Origin of the sequence: Acinetobacter sp. YH16040_T, from assembly GCF_024605785.1 — a bacterium.
Classification (GTDB): domain Bacteria; phylum Pseudomonadota; class Gammaproteobacteria; order Pseudomonadales; family Moraxellaceae; genus Acinetobacter; species Acinetobacter amyesii.
This window is the reverse complement of record NZ_CP094541.1, coordinates 1109408-1128610: the sequence shown is the minus strand read 5'-3', so window position 1 is coordinate 1128610 and position 19203 is coordinate 1109408. Positions and strand designations below refer to the sequence as shown.

Genomic DNA, 19203 nt, shown 5'->3' with positions numbered 1-19203 from the left:
ATAAACCTCTATTTATTATCTTTCTACTTTCAATACCGCAAGGAACGCTTCTTGTGGGATTTCGACGCTGCCCACTTGTTTCATACGTTTCTTACCTTCTTTTTGTTTCGCAAGAAGTTTCTTCTTACGCGACACGTCACCACCATAACATTTAGCCAAAACGTTTTTACGCATCGCTTTTACAGTTGAACGTGCAATGATCTGTGCACCAATCGCTGCTTGAATAGCCACATCGAACATTTGACGTGGAATTAAATCTTTCATTTTTTCCACAAGTGCAATACCACGATGGCGAGCATCTTGTCGGTGGCAAATCATGGCCAAGGCATCAACCTTTTCACCGTTGATTAACACATCTACCTTAACTAAAGATGAACTCTCAAAACGCACAAAGTTATAGTCTAACGATGCAAAACCGCGTGAACATGATTTCAATTTATCAAAGAAATCCATCACTACTTCAGCCATTGGGATTTCAAACGTGATCGCTACTTGGTTCGCCATAAACTTCATATTTTTTTGAACGCCACGACGTTCAACACATAACGTCATCACATTACCCAAGTACTCTTGCGGTACCAAGATATGACATTCAGCAATTGGCTCACGTAAATCTTCAACTGTTGAACCATCCGGCATTTTAGAAGGACTATCGATGTAAATAGTTTGACCATTTTTCATCACCGCTTCATAAATTACGGTTGGTGCTGAAGAAATCAGGTCCAGATCATACTCACGTTCTAAACGTTCTTGTACAATTTCCATGTGCAGCATACCCAAGAAGCCACAACGGAATCCAAAACCAAGTGCATCTGAACTTTCAGGTTCAAAGAACAACGCTGAGTCATTAATTTGCAGTTTGTGCAGCGCCTCACGGAACGGTTCAAATTCACTTGAATCGATTGGGAATAAACCTGCATAGACCTGTGGTTTCACTTTTTTGAAACCCGGTAAGCTTTGAACTTCTGGTGTAGTTGCCAAGGTAATCGTATCACCAACTGGAGCACCAAAAATATCTTTAATACCCGCGATCACGAAACCAACTTCACCTGCTTCGAGCATGTCAGTTTCTGTATGTTTAGGATTAAAAATACCTACTGAGGTGATGATGTGCGTTTGACCAGTTGATTTCATCAACATTTTATCGCCTTTACGCACACGACCTTCTTTAATACGAACTAAAGAAACCACGCCCAAATAGTTGTCGAACCAAGAGTCAACAATTAAGGCTTGTAATGGTGCATTACGATCGCCTTCGGGTGCAGGAATAACATTTACCAGTGTTTCAAGCACCCCTTCAATGCCTAGACCGGTTTTAGCTGAACATGTAGGTGCTTCAGTCGCTTCGATACCAATAATGTCTTCAATTTCTTGAATAACACGCTCTGGCTCTGCTTGCGGCAAATCAATTTTATTTAAAACAGGTAGGACTTCTAAACCTTGTTCAATTGCGGTATAGCAATTCGCTACAGATTGTGCTTCTACCCCTTGTGCAGCATCGACAACCAATAGTGCACCTTCACACGCAGCCAATGAACGTGAAACTTCATAAGAAAAGTCAACGTGCCCCGGTGTGTCAATGAAGTTGAGTTGGTATTCTTCACCATTAGGATGGGTGTAATACAAAGTCACTGACGCAGCTTTAATCGTAATACCACGCTCACGTTCCAATTCCATAGAATCTAGAACCTGCGCCTGCATTTCACGATCTTGCAAACCACCACAAGTTTGAATAAATCGGTCGGCAAGGGTCGACTTACCATGGTCGATATGCGCAATGATCGAGAAGTTACGAATGTTTTTTATATCAACAGATTTTTTAGCTTGCGCCATGGGCTACCTTGGAAAAATAAAAGCGCTATACATGCAATTCTTTATGCATAGCAAAAGCCGAATAGAAATTGCCGAGGATTATAGCAGATGGATTTTTCAAAGTATCGAAAATAATGCATTGCTTTTATGCAAGTCATTCATCCTACATGGAGAACTTGGCTAGTCTTGGTTTGAAATTTTGCGATAAAATCAAACTCAAAGATCATAAGCACTAAAATCCAGCGGATTTAGGCTATCCGCAATAGGTTGATACGCTTGGGTAAAGGTTGGCGACATGCGTTTTGGACGACCTGTGGCAATTTCAATGCATGCCCACTGCGTATTGCCTGTAAATAATATCGCTTTGTCTTTAGGTCGATAAAATACATACTGACGAAATGAATACAACGCATTGATATCATTGAGCCACGTTCGCAGAATAATCTCCTCACCTTCAACTGCTGCTTTGCGATATTGCACATGATGCTCAACAGCAACCATGGCATGCTTCAATTCAATATATTCTTTTAAACCTAAACCCAAGGCTTCAATATGTGCTGTCGCGACATCTTGCATCCAACTGACGTACACCACGTTATTCACATGATTTAATGTGTCGATATGTTCAGCTTGAACTGTAATTTTTAAATCAAAGATATCGCTCATAGCGTCCTGCAAATTTTAAAATATGCTCCACAGTCTACTCATTTTTATCTAAGGGTAAATTGCAAAAACACTAAAGTTAAAAAAACCACTCGCTTGGAGTGGTTTTCATTCAGCAAATCATTATTGAATGCGCATGCCCACAATCGCACGTTGCCCCTGACGAATCAAAGAAACACGTGCAATGCTGCCATTTTTCAATTCTGAAATAACTTTCACAAAATCTTCTGCATTATTCACAGCTTTATTATTAACTTGAGTCACAACGTCACCCGGCTGAATTCGCGCTTGTGCAGCAATACCACTAGCTCGTACATCTTGAATTAATACACCACCTTTCACACTCAGTTGCTTTAATTCATCTGCAGTTAAATTACGAATTGACACCCCAATCACCGGGCCTTTTTTCACAGGTGCAATTTCAGCTTTTGCAGGCGTATCATCTGGTGCAGTGATCAAGGTTGCTGAAATGTTTTGGCGTTTATCATCACGTAATACTTCAAGCTGAATACTTTGATTAGGACCTGTACGATTGAGATAATTCAGTAGTTCGCCAGTACGTGAAATCGGTGTACCATTAAATTTCAAAATGACATCACCCGCTTTAAAGCCAGCTTTTGCTGCGGGTGAATTCGGTGCAACTTGAGTAATCAATGAGCCCTCAGGTTTTGAAAGGTTATAGGATTCAGCAAGATTCCGATCGATATCTTGCAGCATAACGCCTAAGTAAGCACGTGTCACCTTGCCGTTTTTCTTTAATTGGTCTGCAACATCCATCGCCACATCAATAGGAATCGAGAACGATAAACCCATATAACCACCCGTACCACTAAAGATACGAGAGTTCACCCCAACCACTTCACCAGACTGGTTAAATAAAGGGCCGCCTGAGTTTCCGGGGTTCAATGCCACATCGGTTTGAATAAATGGAACCGAGGTTTCTCCCATCATATTGCGCATTTTCGCACTGACAATCCCTGCCGAAGCTGAATAGTCAAAACCAAATGGTGAACCAATAGCCAACACTGGCTCACCTACACGTAAACGGTCAACATTACCTGTGCGTAGCTCTGGAAAATTTGAACCTTTCACCTTTAGCAAAGCCACATCAGTCCGCTCATCACTCCCCACAACGGTGGCATCAATTTCACGGCGGTCATTCAATACGATGGTGACTTTCGATGCATCTTCTACCACATGGTGATTAGTTAATAGATAACCATCTTTACTAATAAAGAATGCGCTTCCATAACCGGTCTTTTCTTGCGGCATTTTTTGCTGCGGGATAACGACCTGATTACCGAAAAAGCGTCGTAATATTTCTGGGACTTGTTGCTGCAAAAGCTCTTCTTGACTAAGCTTTTTAACCACATTCACGCTTACGACAGCTGGGCTGACTTGTTCAACCAAATTGGAAAAATCAACAGGACCCGCTGCCTGAGTCTGCACGCTAGCAACCGTAAACACAGCTGCATAGAGTCCCTTTTGTAAATACGATTTATTCATTGTTAGCATTCACTCAATTGTGCTTATCATTTGAAATACGTTAGTTTTTATCACAATGCAAGTCTAAGCTTCGTAATAAAATGTTTGATGATTATTTATGATAAACAATCTTAAACATTCCTTAAATATTACAGATCTATGAATATTTTTCATTATTTAGTTAATTTATAGTCATTGCGTTTTTAGGCAAAAACAGTTGTGATGATCGGACATTTTTAAAATTAGCTGATGGACATGTCTAATTTAAACACGACACATCAATTTGATGTGATTATTGTGGGAAGTGGCGGTGCAGGCCTAAGTTTAGCCCTATCGTTACCAGATCATTTTAATATTGCTGTTTTAGCTAAATCGACGCTGACGGATGCCAGTACATATTATGCCCAAGGTGGTGTTGCTGCCGTCCTCGATAAAACAGATTCTATTGAACAACATATCAATGACACCATGATTGCCGGTGCGCATTTATGTGAAATGGCAGCGGTAAAACAAACCGTTGAAGGTGGTAAATCTTCTGTCGATTTTCTACTGAATCAGGGTGTGCAATTTACTTTAGACGACCAAGAACAGTTACATCTGACACGTGAAGGTGGTCACTCTCACCGGCGGATTATCCATGCAGCAGATGCCACAGGTCGTGCTATTTCCACAACATTGGTTGAACGTGCGCAAGAAAAAGCCAATATTCATATTTTTGAAAATTTTATTGCAATCGATTTAATCACCGCACAAAAATTAAATCCTGAAGCTGAAAACCGTGCTCTCGGTCTATATGCTTTAGATGAAAAAACCGAAAAAGTACATACCTTTTTAGCACCGTTCACTGCCCTTGCCTGTGGTGGTGCCATGAAGGCATATTTATATACATCAAATCCCGACATTGCGACGGGTGATGGTATTGCCATGGCGTATCGTGCAGGCTGCCGTGTTGCCAATATGGAGTTTAACCAATTCCATCCAACCTGTTTATATCATCCTCAAGCTCGCTCTTTCTTAATTACCGAAGCGATGCGTGGCGAAGGTGCCTATTTACGTCTCCCTGACGGTGAACGCTTTATGCTGCGCTTTGATGAGCGTGCAGAATTAGCACCACGCGATATCGTAGCGCGCGCTATCGATTATGAAATCAAACGTCTAGGAATCCGTCATGTTTGGCTTGATATCACCCATAAACCTGCAGAATTTGTCAAAGAACATTTCCCAACATTGTATGCACGCTTAATGGAACTCGGTATTGATATTACCAAAGAAATGATTCCGGTGGTTCCGGCAGCACACTACACCTGTGGTGGCGTTGTGGTTGATGAAAACAGTCAGACCGATATTCCAGGCCTATATGCCATTGGAGAAACCTCTTATACCGGCCTACATGGTGCAAACCGTATGGCAAGTAACTCCTTACTTGAATGTTTCGTCTATGGTATGAGTGCTTCAACACATATCACAGCACAGCATCAAGGAACTTATCAGGCGCCTCATGTCCCAGAATGGGATGACTCGCAAGTGACCAACCCTGATGAAGACGTGGTGATTTTGCAGAATTGGGATGAACTTCGCCAAACCATGTGGAACTACGTGGGTATTGTCAGAACAACCAAACGGCTTCAACGTGCGCTCCATCGTATTGAAATGCTCAATCGTGAAATTACCGAGTATTACCAAGACTACCAAGTCAGTAAAAATCTGATTGAATTACGTAACTTAGTGTTGGTTTCAGAAATGATTGTACGCTGTGCAATGGAACGTAAAGAATCACGTGGACTGCATTTCACTTTGGACTATCCTGAACAAGCAGCAGAATTACGAAAAACAGTCCTAACTCCACCCAATTTCCAAGTGGAATGTCCATTGGTGAATACAGAACTGGTTTCTTAAACATCTAAAATGTCTAAAAACCATAAAAAGCCGAATGTAAATTCGGCTTTTTATTTGAATCAGCAAATGCAATTGAGCCTTTATAATCGCTTCGGTGGAATAGAATAGCTCCCTGTTATATGTGCAACAGGCTCATCCACACCTTCTGAATACACCAACACCTCACCATAAATTATACTTTTGCCCACTTTTAACAATCGACACTCGCCTATTAAGTCTTTATTGGCTTCTGGTTTTCTTAAAAAATTAATATTCATATTGGTCGTGACCGCAAGCCCTACAATCCCGATCTCCCCCAATATAGCCACATATAGCGCAAAATCAGCCAAAGTCATCATGGTTGGGCCAGATATCGTATTGCCCGGTCTTAGATCTTGTTCTGTAACATGCCAAATTAAGGTCGCGGTTTGCTGTCCAACTTCTTTAATCGTGCAGTTTTTTAAACTTGGGGCAAATTCACGTTGTAAAAAATCAATAATCGCCTGCTTTCGATGCGGCATAAAAAAATCATCCATAACTTATGCTATGAATGATTTTTAAATCAAATACCTAAAGATTACTATGGCATTTTAGATCTGTTGCAAATGCAATAATGCCTGTTGAAAAACCTGTTCAGGTGTTTGCGTCGCATCGAGGCGCTTCATGCGTGCAGGCTCTTTTTCATGGATTTCAGCAAAACCTGAACGCACTTTCTCAAAGAACGTTGCTTTCTCTTGCTCAAATCGATCCAAAGCGCCTCGTTCACGCGCACGTAACATGCCCGTTTCAATTGGAGCATCCAGCCAAAAGGTAATATCAGGCATACGCGCCACAAAACCGTCATTTAAAACTTTCAGTTTTTCTCGGTCCAAACCACGACCTGCACACTGATATGCAAAACTCGAATCTGTAAAACGGTCACATAAAACGATTTTATCTGCAGCCAACGCTGGCAGAATCACGGCTTCTAAGTGCTGCGCACGTGCCGCATACATGAGTAATAATTCAGTATCATTACTCATGGTTTCTTCGTGGTTCACCGAAAGCAACAATGAGCGAATTTGCTCTGCCATAGGTGTACCACCCGGCTCACGGGTTAATACCACATCTTTTGCTAAGTGTTGGAAATGCTCATGTAGTTTACGAATCAACGTGGTTTTACCCACACCTTCCGTGCCTTCAAAACTAATAAACATGCTCACTCCTCAATTTTTCGCACGAATTACCGATAAATACTCTTGTACCGCTCGGTTATGGTCTGACAAATTACTGCTAAATTTATGACCACCGTTACCTGTAGCCACGAAATAGATGTTATTTGACGCATCTGGATGCATCGCGGCTTCAATAGCTTTTTGACTCGGCAAAGCAATCGGTGTAGGTGGTAAGCCGTTGATCGTATACGTATTATATGCAGTAGGTGTACGTAAATCTTGGCGAGTGATATTGCCTTGGTATTTATCGCCCATACCGTAGATCACAGTTGGATCTGTTTGCAAACGCATCCCTTGTTTGAGACGACGCACAAATACACCAGACACTTGCTCAAGCTCACTATCAATACTGGTTTCTTTTTCAATAATCGATGCCATGATCAAGGCTTCATATTTATCTTTATAAGGTAAATTTTGAGCTCGATTGTTCCAAGCCTGATCTAAGGCTTTGATTTGTCTGTTATACAAATCCTTCAAAATTTTGCGATCAGACTCGCCTTTTGCAAAGAAATAAGTATTCGGAGCAAATAAACCTTCTGGGTGTGAATAAGGAATACCCAGTTCCTGCAAAATCTTTGAATAAGGCAGATTGCTAATGTCATGTGTCACCAAAGGGTCATTTTTTAAAGCATCAATGAGTTGCTTAAATGTCGTCCCTTCGATCACTAAAATTCGATTCATTTGCGCATTTTCAGAGTTAGAAATCAGTTTCATGACTTCACGTACGCTCATGCCTTCATGGATTTCATACACACCCGCTTTCAAGGTGTCATTGATCATGAACTTTTGGTACAACTTCAAAATAATAGGAAAATGAACTTGTTTCTCTTTGGCCAGTCGGTCAATAAATCCTGAATAGGTATCCCCTGCACCAATCGCCAACATTTGCTTTTTGCCATCCACGGGATAGGCTTTAAATAAACTCGACCACAGTAAGATCGCCACAAGTACAACGATGCCAAGTAGCACAACCAAACATGCTTTAAATGGAAAACCTGCTTTGGCAGATTTTTTCTTATTTGTTTTTTTAGACGCGGTGGACATATTAACGAATCTGACTTAATTGAAGTGTTCGGAAAAGTTCAATACAAGCTTGAACATCTAACTCAACTCCATTCAGAGTTGATGCAATTTTCATGGGACTTAAAGCATTGCAGAAAAAAACACTCTGAAAATGCGTAATTTCATCCATATTGACGTGACGTTGAGTACATGGAATCTGAAGCTGCTGCATCCGTTTTAAAATTTCTGCACGCATGACACCATGTACGCCATTATAACGAAGTTCGGGCGTAATCCATCCTTCATTTGTACGAATAAAACAATTACTGCTCACACCTTCGACAACTGTACCTTGTACATCCGTCACCAAAGCTTCCCCCCATGGGGTTTGATCCAACTCTGCTTTGAGCATGACTTGTTCTAATCGATTTAAGGACTTTAAGCCCACCAAACTTGGCATGGTTAACCCAATAGCTTGATGTAATACACCACTTTCGACAGTTTCGTACTCAAAATCTGCAACAGCTTTGGGGTAATAAAACACCCAAACATCTGCTGGGTGCTCAGGTAAACTATAGCCACGCTGACCAATACCACGACTCAACACAATTTTTAAAGTGCCATTGACGACATCTTGTTTACGTAACAATTTTAGAGTGTATTCAATAAGGCTTAAATCTGCATTTAGCTTTAAACGTTCATTACTCAGTTTTAATCGTGCAATATGCAAAGCTAAAAGTTCTATTTGTCCTTGGCGAATACGTGCCGTGCTAAAACAGCCATCGCCATAGTGAAAGGCTCGATCAAGTAAATCAACTTGTTCTATTTGCTGCGCATTTTTAAAACAGTGCATACATCGTCATCCCAATTACATCACTTTATTTTAAAAAATAATCGTTCAGCATATATTTCTTTTTTGTTCATATTAAATTCTTTTTTAATTATTTTTTTCTGCATAAAAACTACAGATATTCTTGCCTCATCCAACAAAACATGTATAAAAATTGAGGACAACATGAATCTATCTAAATTAAAACTTGGGGTTTTGGCTGCATTCATTTCTGCCACAGCATTTAGTGCATCTGCCAAAGATTTCTTAAATGTGTCATATGATCCAACCCGTGAATTGTATGACAACTTCAATAAAGACTTTAGTGTTTACTGGAAAAAAACCACAGGCCAAGACATTAACTTTAAACAATCTCATGGTGGATCAGGTAAACAGGCTCGTGCTGTTATTGATGGTCTAGATGCCGATGTTGTCACTTTGGCTTTGGCTGCAGATATTGATGAAATAGCTGCACGTGGTTTAGTTGCAAAAGACTGGCAAAAGAAATTCCCACAAAACTCAACGCCATATACATCGACCATTGTGTTCTTAGTGCATAAAGGCAACCCGAAAGGCATTAAAGACTGGGGCGATTTAATTAAACCGGGTGTCGACATTATTACCCCGAACCCAAAAACATCGGGCGGTGCGCGTTGGAACTATTTAGCAGCGTGGGCTTGGGCCAAACATCAAGCAGGTGGTAATGATGCAAAAGCCCAAGAATTTGTCCGTCAAATTTATAAGCAAACCAAAGTCCTCGACTCAGGTGCTCGTGGTGCAACAACTACATTCGCTGAACGTGGTATTGGTGACGTGTTATTGGCTTGGGAAAATGAAGCACATTTGGCAGTTCGTGAACAGCCAGGTAAGTTTGAGATTGTGACCCCTTCACTTTCTATCTTGGCCGAGCCACCTGTTGCGATTGTAGAAAAAAATGCTAAGAAAGATGGCAATGAAAATTTAGCCAAAGCGTATTTAAATTATCTGTACTCACCTGCAGGTCAAACTATTGCCGCACAGAACTATTATCGTCCACGTAATGCGGCAGTTTTAGCAAAATATAAAAATGTTTTTAAACCTTTAAAACTCGTCACGATTGATAAAGAGTTTGGTGGTTGGAGCAAAGTGCAGAAAAAACATTTTGAAAATGGTGGTGTCTTTGATCAAATCGTGAAGATCAATAATTCAAAATAATGCTTTAAATACTGAAAAGCATCTTCCTTTCGAATAAGGTCGATGCTTTTTTTTCATAGACATGCCTTTTATCTTTTTTATTCATATAAAATTCGTTTTTAATTATTTTTTATGCATAAAGATTGGCGCTATTCTTCACCCATGTTACAGATAAAGTAAAAATTATTGAGGTTCACATGAGTATTTCCGCAAAGTTAAAATTGGGTGTTCTTGCTGCAGTCATTTCGACGGTTTCTTTTGGCGCAGCTGCAAAAGATTTTTTAAACGTATCTTACGACCCAACGCGTGAACTCTATGAAAGTGTGAATAAAGACTTCAGCAAATATTGGGAAAGCCGTACAGGTCAAAAAATTAATTTTAAACAATCTCATGGTGGTTCAGGCAAACAAGCGCGTGCAGTCATTGATGGCTTAGATGCCGATGTAGTGACTTTAGCACTTGCAGCGGATATTGATGTGATTGCAGAAAAAGCCAAACTTTTACCTGCAGATTGGCAAAAGAAACTTCCACAAAACTCAACACCATATACTTCAACCATTGTGTTCTTAGTCCGTAAAGGCAACCCAAAAGCAGTTAAAGATTGGGGCGATCTGGTTAAACCAGGCGTGGGTATTATCACCCCAAACCCGAAAACCTCAGGCGGTGCACGTTGGAACTATTTAGCTGCGTGGGCTTGGGCAAAACATCAAGCGGGTGGTAATGATACAACGGCTCAAGAATTCGTCCGTAAGATTTATAAAAACACCAAAGTACTCGATTCAGGCGCACGTGGTTCGACTACGACCTTTGCTGAACGTGGTATTGGTGATGTATTGCTGGCTTGGGAAAATGAAGCACATTTAGCGATTCGTGAACAACCGGGTAAGTTTGAAATTGTGACCCCTTCACTTTCAATTTTAGCTGAGCCACCTGTTGCTGTTCTAGAAAAGAATGCGGAGAAAAAAGGCAATCTTTATTTAGCCAAAGGCTATTTAAACTTCCTTTATTCACCACGTGGTCAGCAAATCGCAGCTCAGAATTTTTACCGTCCACGTAACGCCACAACACTTGCACAATACGCATCAGTCTTTAAGCCACTTAAACTCGTAACCATTGATAAAGAATTTGGTGGTTGGGATAAAGTCCAAAAAGCACACTTTGAAAATGGCGGCGTGTTTGACCAAATCGTCAAAGCCAACAATGGAAAATAAGACCAGTCATTGGCTGAATCAGGAGAACTTGACATGACACATACAGTAATTGTCCCGGGTGTAGGCGGTAGTGAACACGCGCATTGGCAATCTTGGTTACAACGTCAGCTCATGTCTAGCTCTCGTGTTCAGCAAAAGGATTGGAATCACCCTGTACTAAAAGAATGGATTAAACAATTCGTTCAAACCGTACGACCGTTACAGGGTGAAATTCAAATTGTGGCGCATAGCTTTGGTTGTTTAACCACGGTGGCAGCATTGGCCTTGCATCCAGAACTCAATAAAAAAATCAAAAATTTAGTTTTGGTCGCACCCGCCAATCCAGCACGCTTTGGAGAAAACGGCTTTGCACGCGACAGTACAACGGATTACAAAGCATTTTTTCATCAGCTAACTATTCGTGTGCCGACAACGATGTTGATTAGTGAAAATGATCCTTGGCTTGGCTTTGAAGATGCAAAACAACTTGCAGGTGCTTGGAAGCTTTACCCTGTGAATATGGGCGCTGTGGGTCACATTAATGTTGCATCAGGTTTTGGGCCGTTTCCTGAAATTTTCAATTACTTAATTTCAGAAAACCACATGAAACATATCAGCTTTACTGATGAAAACAAGTATTTATTTCAATTTGCTTTTTAAGTACTGAGCATTAAGCTTGTCGCAAAATCATTTATTCAATTTTGCTGACCTTTTAAGTCAGCTTTTCTCATTTTGAGGAGTCATCATGTCGCAGCGATCCCGAGTGCTGCCAGGATTTGGTCTTTCTCTAGGCTTTACCCTAGCGTATTTATCCTTAATTGTGCTCATTCCCCTTTCGGCCGTATTTATTAAATCGTTAGGTATCGGTTGGGAAGGACTATGGGAGATTTTAAGCTCAGAACGTATTTTAAAATCGTTACAACTGAGTTTTAGTGCCGCCATTATTGCTGCGTTAGTCAATGTGGTTTTTGGTTTGCTCTTAGCATGGTGTTTGGTTCGCTATACCTTCCCGGGTAAACGTATTATCGATGCATTGGTTGATTTACCTTTTGCATTGCCAACTGCCGTTGCTGGTATTGCACTGACTTCGTTATATGCACCGACTGGTTGGATCGGTCAGTACCTTGAACCCATTGGCATTAAAGTCGCATATACCCCGATCGGTATTACCTTGGCCCTCATCTTTATTGGTATTCCTTTTGTGGTTCGCACTGTACAGCCTGTACTGAGCGACCTAGAAACTGAACTTGAAGAAGCAGCTTCTGCACTGGGTGCAAATCGCTTTCAGATCGTGACCAAAGTGATCTTACCTATTCTATTTCCTGCGCTGTTAACAGGTTTTGCTTTGGCATTTGCTCGTGGTGTGGGTGAATATGGATCGGTGATTTTTATCGCAGGTAACCAACCCTTCAAGACTGAAATTGCCCCATTGATGATTATCTCTCGCCTTGAAGAATATGATTATGCAGGTGCGACCACGATTGCAGTTGTGATGCTGGTGATTTCTTTTGCTATTTTATTCTTAATTAACTTGGTTCAAGCATGGGCAAGTCGCCGTACAGGGAGAACTGCACGATGAATACGAATAGTAATGCGCTTGCGGAAAAATTACAGTCGCGTGATGCAACGCGTGAACCAACATGGGTTCGTTATACCCTGATCATCATTGCTTTAATTTTCTTCTTAAGCTGCCTGATTCTGCCATTGGTTTTGGTTTTCGTTGAAGCCTTTAAACAAGGTGTTGGCGTTTACTTCCAAGCACTGGTACATCCAGATACATTATCAGCAGTAAAACTTACGTTACTGACAGCTGTGATTGCCGTACCGTTGAACGTCGTCTTTGGTGTAGCTGCGGCATGGTCTGTTGCCAAGTTTAATTTCCGTGGTAAATCTATTTTAACCACGATTATTGATATGCCATTTTCAGTCTCTCCAGTTATTGCTGGCTTAATGTTGGTATTGATTTTTGGTACTCAAGGTTGGTTAGGCGGCTGGCTGATGGATAACGACATCAAAATTTTATATGCCGTTCCAGCCATTGTCCTTGCTACTGTGTTTATTACCGTTCCTTTTGTGGCACGTGAGTTGATTCCATTAATGGAAGCTCAAGGGACTGAGGAAGAAGAAGCAGCTATCGTATTGGGTGCTTCAGGCTGGCAGACTTTCTGGAAAGTGACACTTCCAAATATCAAATGGGGCTTAATCTACGGCGTGATTCTATGTAATGCACGTGCAATGGGTGAGTTTGGTGCTGTTTCTGTAGTTTCAGGTCACATTCGTGGCGAAACCAACACCTTACCGCTACACGTAGAAATCCTTTATAACGAATATACCTTTAGTGCTGCTTTTGCTGTGTCTTCACTATTAGCGCTCTTGGCGATTGTGACCCTGATTTTAAAAACATGGGTTGAACTACGTCAGGAACGACAAGACAAGCGTAAAGAAGATTCACAAGTTTCTTAAGGAATGACCTCATGAGTATTCAAGTAAAAAATATTGAAAAACACTTTGGTGCATTCCATGCACTTAAAAATATCTCTTTAGATTTCCCAGATGGTCAGCTCGTTGCGCTGCTTGGCCCATCAGGCTGTGGCAAAACCACCCTGCTCCGTATCATTGCAGGACTTGAATCTGCCGATAGCGGTCAAGTCATTCTAGAAGGTGAAGATGCCACTAAAGTTCATGTCCGTGAACGTGAAGTTGGTTTTGTATTCCAACATTATGCACTGTTCCGCCATATGACCGTATTTGACAACATTGCTTTTGGTTTACGTGTACGCCCACGTGCAACACGCCCATCTGAAGCCGAGATCAAAAAGCGGGTTACTCGTTTGCTTGATCTTGTTCAGCTTGGTTTCTTGGCTGACCGTTACCCTGCTCAACTTTCAGGTGGTCAACGTCAACGTATTGCACTAGCACGTGCTTTAGCGGTTGAGCCGCGTGTGTTATTACTGGATGAACCTTTTGGTGCATTGGATGCCAAAGTTCGTAAAGAATTACGCCGCTGGTTACGTACCTTGCATGACGAACTCCACATTACCTCTATTTTCGTGACCCATGACCAAGAAGAAGCGCTTGAAGTGGCCGATCAAATCATTGTGATGAATAAAGGCAACGTAGAACAGATTGGCTCGCCACGTGAAGTTTATGAAAAACCTGCAACACCGTTTGTATTTGACTTTTTAGGTCAAGCCAACCGTTTTGAAGGTCAAAATAGCAATGGCCTTATTCAAATTGGTGAAGACCGAATTTTGTTGCCACAAAATGCCAATGCACCGCAAGGCAATGTCATTGCCTTTGCTCGTCCGGATGAACTGCGTATTCATGCACAGCCGCAAGAAAATGCCATCCAAGCGACTTTTGTACGTGAGCTTTGGATTGCAGGTAAAGTCATTGCTGAACTGCATGACCGCCAAGGCAATCTGATCGAAATTTCATTAACGGCTGATGAAGCGAAAGCGCATCAATTCCGCCCAAATCAAACGGTATGGTTAAGTGCAACAAACTTGCATTTATTTGAAAACCAAGTTGCATAAAACAAAAAGTTGGGGCCGTCACAAGCCCCACTTGCTTTTAAGGTAAAATAAAATTATGAATTTCCAACAATTAAGAATTATTCGAGAAACAGTACGTCAGAATTTTAATTTAACAGAAGCATCTGCTGCACTTTACACTTCGCAGTCTGGCGTGAGTAAACACATCAAAGATCTAGAAGATGAACTTGGTGTACAGCTGTTCATCCGTAAAGGTAAACGTTTACTCGGTTTAACCGAACCAGGCCAGTCATTATTGGGTATCGTTGAACGCATGCTTGTAGATGCAGACAATATTAAACGTCTAGCAGATGACTTTAACAAAGTGGATGAAGGGACATTAACGATTGCGACTACACATACGCAAGCGCGTTATGTCTTGCCGCCGATTGTGAACCAATTTAAAAAAGAATTTCCAAAAGTTCATCTAATTTTGCAACAAGCAAGCCCTGTTGAAATTACAGAAATGCTCCTTCAAGGTGAAGCGGATATTGGGATCGCAACCGAATCGTTAACCACCGAAGATAACCTTGCAAGTGTGCCTTACTATAACTGGCAACACAGTATCATCACACCACAAGAGCATCCACTGACCCAAAAATCAAATATCACCATTGAAGATTTGTCGAACTATCCAATTATTACTTACCACGGTGGTTTTACGGGTCGTTCAAAAATTGATAAAGCCTTTGAAGATTCAGGCTTTGATGTTGATATCGTGATGTCCGCACTTGATGCAGACGTTATTAAAACCTATGTTGAACTCAATATGGGGGTTGGTATTGTCAACGATGTGGCATATGACCCAGAACGTGACTACCGTTTAAAACAAATTCCAACCGATATTTTTGGGGTCAATACCACTTGGATTGCTGTTCGCAAAGGACATTTACTACGCGGTTATGGCTATGAGTTTATTTCTTTATGTTCACCAGATGCTGACATCAAAGCGTTGAAAAAAGTCGCTTACCCAGAAGAATGATAGGCCAATTGACGAATTAAAGAGGACACCTACTGTCCTCTTTTTTTGGTAAACACATATTTTATCTAAGTTTTCTTGGCTTTATTTTTAATTTTGATTAAAATACATCCAACACAATAAAAATTAAAACCTTATTACTTCCGACCCATATTTATGAAAAATCAATTCGTCGCAGTGGCAGTCGGTATCGTCTGTCCCATACAAATCATGTATGCAGCAGGGATAGAAAACTCAGATCAATCGATCTCGGCCTTTCTTGAACCCGGAAATTATACTGAAGTCAGTTTCGCTTACGTCGATGCTCAAGTGGACGGCAAAGTTCAAAACCAAGGTTTAATCAGTGAGTTGGGCATCACTGATTTTTCTACAGGGAATCTCGCCCATCAACAATTTTCTGGGAAATTGGCACTCAAAATTCAACCACATAAAAATATTTCTGCGGGGGTGATTTATGAACAACCCTTTCATACCGATATCAGTTATCAATATAGTCCTCGCTTACTAGATGGCTCAAATATCGATATTGAAAGCGCCGATATTAACTTTAGAACGCATAACCTAACTGGACTGGTAGGCTATCAACCCAATAATAATTGGAATATTTATAGCGGTTTAAGCCTACAAACATTTAAAGGTGATTTAAAAATTTCTGGGCAACAATATGCTGCTCTCAATGGCTACCATGCCGATTTTAAACAAGATGAAGCGCTTGGTTGGCTGCTCGGTTTAAGCTATCAAATCCCTGAATATGCTATTAAAACTAGCCTAACCTATCGTTCAAAAATCAAACATGAAAATAAGACCTCTGAATCGACTTTGTATTCAAATGGTCCTTTTCAATTAGTACCAGACACCCATACCTCCATTCAAACGCCACAAAGCGTCAATTTTGAATTTCAAACAGCCATTAGCCCACATAATGTTGTATATGGCACAGTTCGGTGGATTAATTGGAAACATTTCAACATTCAGCCACCGCAGTTTAATGCCGTGCTTCAATACGCAGCACTCGATCCACAATACCGTGATTTAGCTGATATCCAATTGGTGGAATATCAGAAAGATCAATGGTCAGGAAAGTTAGGGATTGCACATCAATTGAATCCGAGTTGGCTCGCTGCTGCAGAGTTTATTTGGGACAACGGGACAGGAAATGCGGCGTCTACCTTAAACCCAAGTGATGGCTATCGAGGTTTAGGTTTAGGTATGATGCATAAATTTAACCCGAACAATTTTCTAGCGACTGGCCTGTATTATATGAAACTCTCAAAACCATCGAATACTGAAACATCTCATATTTCAGGTCTTGCAAGTGTCTCAGACAATGATGCCATGATCTATGGTCTGAAATTTGGTCACAGATTTTAAACGCTTTCTAAAAACAAAAAAAACGAGCCGAAGCTCGTTTTTTTATTTCAGTAAGAACTTACCAATGGTAGCTCACACCTACTTTACCTACTGGAAGCCATTCGTATTTGTCATCTTGTTCGATGCTACGTTCATGATCAGCAAGTAATTTGCGGTCATCAGCAGTACCACCAACAGCCGTTAATTTTGCAGTTGGGTTACCAGTGTAATAAGCACCTACTTCACCAAATACGCCCCAGTTTTTATTCAATTTTGGTGCAAAACCAAAACCTAGGTATGGTGCGATATCGTTATCGTAAGACACTTTACCGTTTAGACGATCGAAAGAAGTTTCTTTACCATCGATTTCGATTTCACCGCTTTTCGCTGTAGATTTCAAACCATATTCAGTGTCGATATAACCTACACCCGCAGCAACATAAAGACCTTGAGCCCATGGATTAGCACTTGCACCCCAAGGACGTACTTCTGCATTTAAGTAAGCTACTTTGTTATCCATATCCATGTCGTATTTTACGCCATCTACAGATAAGTCATCTGACCATGAAATATCACCACCGTTATAACCTAAAGCAAGGCCGACGTATGGGTTCGCAGTCCAAAGTAACGCACCACCATAACCAGTCGTACCCACTTCTAGACGAGCGCCAGTTGGGATAAGTTGGTTTTGATCAAATGCATAGCCATCATGAACTACAGAGGTATCTGCCATTGCAGTACCTGCAGCAGTAAGTAGAGCAGCTACTGTTAATAAACGTAATGATTTCATGTGTTTCTCCTCAAAATAAACTGTTATTCAGATTTTACAGACTTGTTATATGGCACATGTTAAAAGGAAACAAAGCTCAACATTTATGCAAATTTACTGATTTTTTGTTAACTTTTGATACATTTAGATTTTAATATTGATTAATAAAGAGTTTTTGTTTCACTTTTTTAAATATAATAATGATGCTTGAGAACAATTCTGTATATTTTGCGTATTTTTTATACAAACCTTATGAAAGTGCTACATCCATCACTCTTAATTTCTTGGTTTTAGTACTTGCTTAATAATTAATTCCGATCCTAGGCCGATTTACCATCTATTTTTAACTCAATTTAGTGTAAAATCTTGGAAAATTTTTTTCTGGATGGAAGAACATGTCTCAGCTTTCAACAATCATTGAACAAGCGTTTGAAGACCGTGCTAATTTCACTGCAGCTGACTGTCCTGCTGAAGTACGCGCAGCAGTAGAAGAAGTAATCGCTGGCCTAGATAACGGTACATTACGTGTTGCTGAAAAAATTGATGGTGAATGGATTGTTCATCAATGGGTGAAAAAAGCCGTTTTGCTTTCATTCAAATTGAACGACAACAAACCAATGGAAGCTTGTGACTTACGCTTCTATGACAAAGTAGATACTAAGTTCTCTGACTGGACTGAAGAACAATTTAAAGCTGCTGGTGTACGTGTAGTACCACCTGCTGTAGCACGTAAAGGTTCTTTCCAAGCAAAAAATGTTGTATTGATGCCTTCATATGTCAATATTGGTGCATATGTTGACGAAGGTACGATGGTTGATACATGGGCAACTGTTGGTTCATGTGCTCAAATTGGTAAAAACGTACACTTATCTGGTGGCGTTGGTATTGGTGGCGTTCTTGAACCACTTCAAGCGAACCCAACAATCATTGAAGACAACTGCTTTATCGGCGCGCGTTCTGAAATCGTTGAAGGTGTGATCGTAGAAGAAGGTTCTGTGATTTCAATGGGCGTATTCATTGGTCAATCGACTAAGATTTATGACCGTGAAACTGGCGAAATCCACTACGGCCGTGTTCCTGCGGGTTCTGTTGTGGTTTCTGGTAGCCTTCCATCTAAATGTGGTAAATACAGCCTATACGCTGCAGTAATCGTGAAAAAAGTTGACGCGAAAACTCGTGCAAAAACAAGCTTGAACGAATTATTACGCGAAGACTAAGTCTTTATTTCAGCGGAGCATTCGTGTTCCGTGGAGCCTCTATCGCTCCTCGTCTCTACGGTTAGCAATGATCGTAGAGATTTTTTGTTTTTTTATATCTGGTTAATTTTGT

Annotated in this window: 18 protein-coding genes; 10 read left to right on the top strand and 8 right to left on the bottom strand. The window is 40.8% G+C overall.

Going from position 1 to position 19203, the window contains the following annotated elements; all coding sequences use genetic code 11:
• Positions 1-15: 15 nt before the first annotated feature.
• From lepA to MST16_RS05440, 3 genes are all read right to left on the bottom strand, one after another.
• The gene (gene lepA / locus MST16_RS05450; RefSeq protein WP_180007636.1) at positions 16-1833 is read right to left on the bottom strand and encodes a translation elongation factor 4; all 1818 of its coding nucleotides are present in this window, start codon (positions 1831-1833) and stop codon (positions 16-18) included.
• A 195-nt stretch (positions 1834-2028) separates the two neighbouring features.
• Complete coding sequence (locus MST16_RS05445) at positions 2029-2478, bottom strand: thioesterase family protein (RefSeq protein WP_078190331.1); 450 nt, start codon at positions 2476-2478, stop codon at positions 2029-2031.
• Positions 2479-2598: 120 nt separating this feature from the next.
• Entirely contained in the window at positions 2599-3981 is a 1383-nt protein-coding gene (locus MST16_RS05440) for a Do family serine endopeptidase (protein WP_168378034.1), read from the bottom strand.
• A 228-nt stretch (positions 3982-4209) separates the two neighbouring features.
• Between MST16_RS05440 and nadB the strand changes: the two genes are divergently transcribed.
• A complete protein-coding gene (gene nadB / locus MST16_RS05435; protein ID WP_180009945.1) occupies positions 4210-5856 on the top strand; it encodes an L-aspartate oxidase in 1647 nt (548 codons plus the stop codon).
• An 80-nt stretch (positions 5857-5936) separates the two neighbouring features.
• Here nadB and MST16_RS05430 read toward each other — a convergent pair whose 3' ends face one another.
• From MST16_RS05430 to pabC, 4 genes are all read right to left on the bottom strand, one after another.
• Complete coding sequence (locus MST16_RS05430) at positions 5937-6356, bottom strand: PaaI family thioesterase (RefSeq protein ID WP_180009946.1); 420 nt, start codon at positions 6354-6356, stop codon at positions 5937-5939.
• 69 nt (positions 6357-6425) lie between these two features.
• Entirely contained in the window at positions 6426-7031 is a 606-nt protein-coding gene (gene tmk, locus MST16_RS05425; RefSeq protein ID WP_180009947.1) for a dTMP kinase, read from the bottom strand.
• 9 nt (positions 7032-7040) lie between these two features.
• Positions 7041-8093, bottom strand: a complete 1053-nt coding sequence (gene mltG, locus MST16_RS05420; RefSeq protein WP_180009948.1) for an endolytic transglycosylase MltG — start codon at positions 8091-8093, stop codon at positions 7041-7043.
• A gap of 1 nt (position 8094) precedes the next feature.
• Positions 8095-8904, bottom strand: coding sequence for an aminodeoxychorismate lyase (gene pabC, locus MST16_RS05415; RefSeq protein ID WP_180009949.1), 810 nt, complete (start codon positions 8902-8904; stop codon positions 8095-8097).
• 162 nt (positions 8905-9066) lie between these two features.
• On the opposite strand from pabC, the gene MST16_RS05410 reads away from it, so the two are divergent.
• The 8 genes from MST16_RS05410 (at position 9067) to MST16_RS05375 (ending at position 17126) form a co-directional block, all read left to right on the top strand.
• Positions 9067-10074, top strand: a complete 1008-nt coding sequence (locus tag MST16_RS05410) for a sulfate ABC transporter substrate-binding protein (protein WP_180009950.1) — start codon at positions 9067-9069, stop codon at positions 10072-10074.
• Between the two features lie 176 nt (positions 10075-10250).
• Complete coding sequence (locus tag MST16_RS05405; RefSeq protein ID WP_078192016.1) at positions 10251-11264, top strand: sulfate ABC transporter substrate-binding protein; 1014 nt, start codon at positions 10251-10253, stop codon at positions 11262-11264.
• A 33-nt stretch (positions 11265-11297) separates the two neighbouring features.
• On the top strand, positions 11298-11903 hold the full coding sequence (locus MST16_RS05400; protein WP_180003264.1) for an alpha/beta hydrolase: 606 nt from the start codon (positions 11298-11300) through the stop codon (positions 11901-11903).
• Positions 11904-11988: 85 nt separating this feature from the next.
• Complete coding sequence (gene cysT / locus MST16_RS05395; RefSeq protein WP_180003266.1) at positions 11989-12822, top strand: sulfate ABC transporter permease subunit CysT; 834 nt, start codon at positions 11989-11991, stop codon at positions 12820-12822.
• Entirely contained in the window at positions 12819-13706 is an 888-nt protein-coding gene (gene cysW / locus MST16_RS05390; protein ID WP_078192018.1) for a sulfate ABC transporter permease subunit CysW, read from the top strand. The genes cysT and cysW overlap by 4 nt, the downstream gene beginning before the upstream one ends.
• 11 nt (positions 13707-13717) lie before the next feature.
• On the top strand, positions 13718-14779 hold the full coding sequence (locus MST16_RS05385) for a sulfate/molybdate ABC transporter ATP-binding protein (RefSeq protein WP_111883965.1): 1062 nt from the start codon (positions 13718-13720) through the stop codon (positions 14777-14779).
• Between the two features lie 55 nt (positions 14780-14834).
• Entirely contained in the window at positions 14835-15758 is a 924-nt protein-coding gene (locus MST16_RS05380; RefSeq protein ID WP_180009951.1) for a CysB family HTH-type transcriptional regulator, read from the top strand.
• A 153-nt stretch (positions 15759-15911) separates the two neighbouring features.
• Positions 15912-17126, top strand: coding sequence for an OmpP1/FadL family transporter (locus MST16_RS05375; protein ID WP_257222597.1), 1215 nt, complete (start codon positions 15912-15914; stop codon positions 17124-17126).
• A gap of 58 nt (positions 17127-17184) precedes the next feature.
• On the opposite strand, the gene carO is transcribed toward MST16_RS05375, so the two are convergent.
• Complete coding sequence (gene carO / locus MST16_RS05370) at positions 17185-17895, bottom strand: ornithine uptake porin CarO (RefSeq protein ID WP_180009952.1); 711 nt, start codon at positions 17893-17895, stop codon at positions 17185-17187.
• Positions 17896-18269: 374 nt separating this feature from the next.
• Between carO and dapD the strand changes: the two genes are divergently transcribed.
• The gene (dapD, locus tag MST16_RS05365) at positions 18270-19091 is read left to right on the top strand and encodes a 2,3,4,5-tetrahydropyridine-2,6-dicarboxylate N-succinyltransferase (RefSeq protein WP_078190347.1); all 822 of its coding nucleotides are present in this window, start codon (positions 18270-18272) and stop codon (positions 19089-19091) included.
• Positions 19092-19203: the final 112 nt, after the last annotated feature.

What these genes read in the sequence shown, in the direction of transcription:
- lepA (WP_180007636.1), bottom strand. Translation starts at nt 1,833, where the DNA reads ATGGCGCAAGCTAAAAAATCTGTTGATATAAAAAACATTCGTAACTTC.
- MST16_RS05445 (WP_078190331.1), bottom strand. Translation starts at nt 2,478, where the DNA reads ATGAGCGATATCTTTGATTTAAAAATTACAGTTCAAGCTGAACATATC.
- MST16_RS05440 (WP_168378034.1), bottom strand. Translation starts at nt 3,981, where the DNA reads ATGAATAAATCGTATTTACAAAAGGGACTCTATGCAGCTGTGTTTACG.
- nadB (WP_180009945.1), top strand. Translation starts at nt 4,210, where the DNA reads ATGGACATGTCTAATTTAAACACGACACATCAATTTGATGTGATTATT.
- MST16_RS05430 (WP_180009946.1), bottom strand. Translation starts at nt 6,356, where the DNA reads ATGCCGCATCGAAAGCAGGCGATTATTGATTTTTTACAACGTGAATTT.
- tmk (WP_180009947.1), bottom strand. Translation starts at nt 7,031, where the DNA reads ATGTTTATTAGTTTTGAAGGCACGGAAGGTGTGGGTAAAACCACGTTG.
- mltG (WP_180009948.1), bottom strand. Translation starts at nt 8,093, where the DNA reads ATGTCCACCGCGTCTAAAAAAACAAATAAGAAAAAATCTGCCAAAGCA.
- pabC (WP_180009949.1), bottom strand. Translation starts at nt 8,904, where the DNA reads ATGCACTGTTTTAAAAATGCGCAGCAAATAGAACAAGTTGATTTACTT.
- MST16_RS05410 (WP_180009950.1), top strand. Translation starts at nt 9,067, where the DNA reads ATGAATCTATCTAAATTAAAACTTGGGGTTTTGGCTGCATTCATTTCT.
- MST16_RS05405 (WP_078192016.1), top strand. Translation starts at nt 10,251, where the DNA reads ATGAGTATTTCCGCAAAGTTAAAATTGGGTGTTCTTGCTGCAGTCATT.
- MST16_RS05400 (WP_180003264.1), top strand. Translation starts at nt 11,298, where the DNA reads ATGACACATACAGTAATTGTCCCGGGTGTAGGCGGTAGTGAACACGCG.
- cysT (WP_180003266.1), top strand. Translation starts at nt 11,989, where the DNA reads ATGTCGCAGCGATCCCGAGTGCTGCCAGGATTTGGTCTTTCTCTAGGC.
- cysW (WP_078192018.1), top strand. Translation starts at nt 12,819, where the DNA reads ATGAATACGAATAGTAATGCGCTTGCGGAAAAATTACAGTCGCGTGAT.
- MST16_RS05385 (WP_111883965.1), top strand. Translation starts at nt 13,718, where the DNA reads ATGAGTATTCAAGTAAAAAATATTGAAAAACACTTTGGTGCATTCCAT.
- MST16_RS05380 (WP_180009951.1), top strand. Translation starts at nt 14,835, where the DNA reads ATGAATTTCCAACAATTAAGAATTATTCGAGAAACAGTACGTCAGAAT.
- MST16_RS05375 (WP_257222597.1), top strand. Translation starts at nt 15,912, where the DNA reads ATGAAAAATCAATTCGTCGCAGTGGCAGTCGGTATCGTCTGTCCCATA.
- carO (WP_180009952.1), bottom strand. Translation starts at nt 17,895, where the DNA reads ATGAAATCATTACGTTTATTAACAGTAGCTGCTCTACTTACTGCTGCA.
- dapD (WP_078190347.1), top strand. Translation starts at nt 18,270, where the DNA reads ATGTCTCAGCTTTCAACAATCATTGAACAAGCGTTTGAAGACCGTGCT.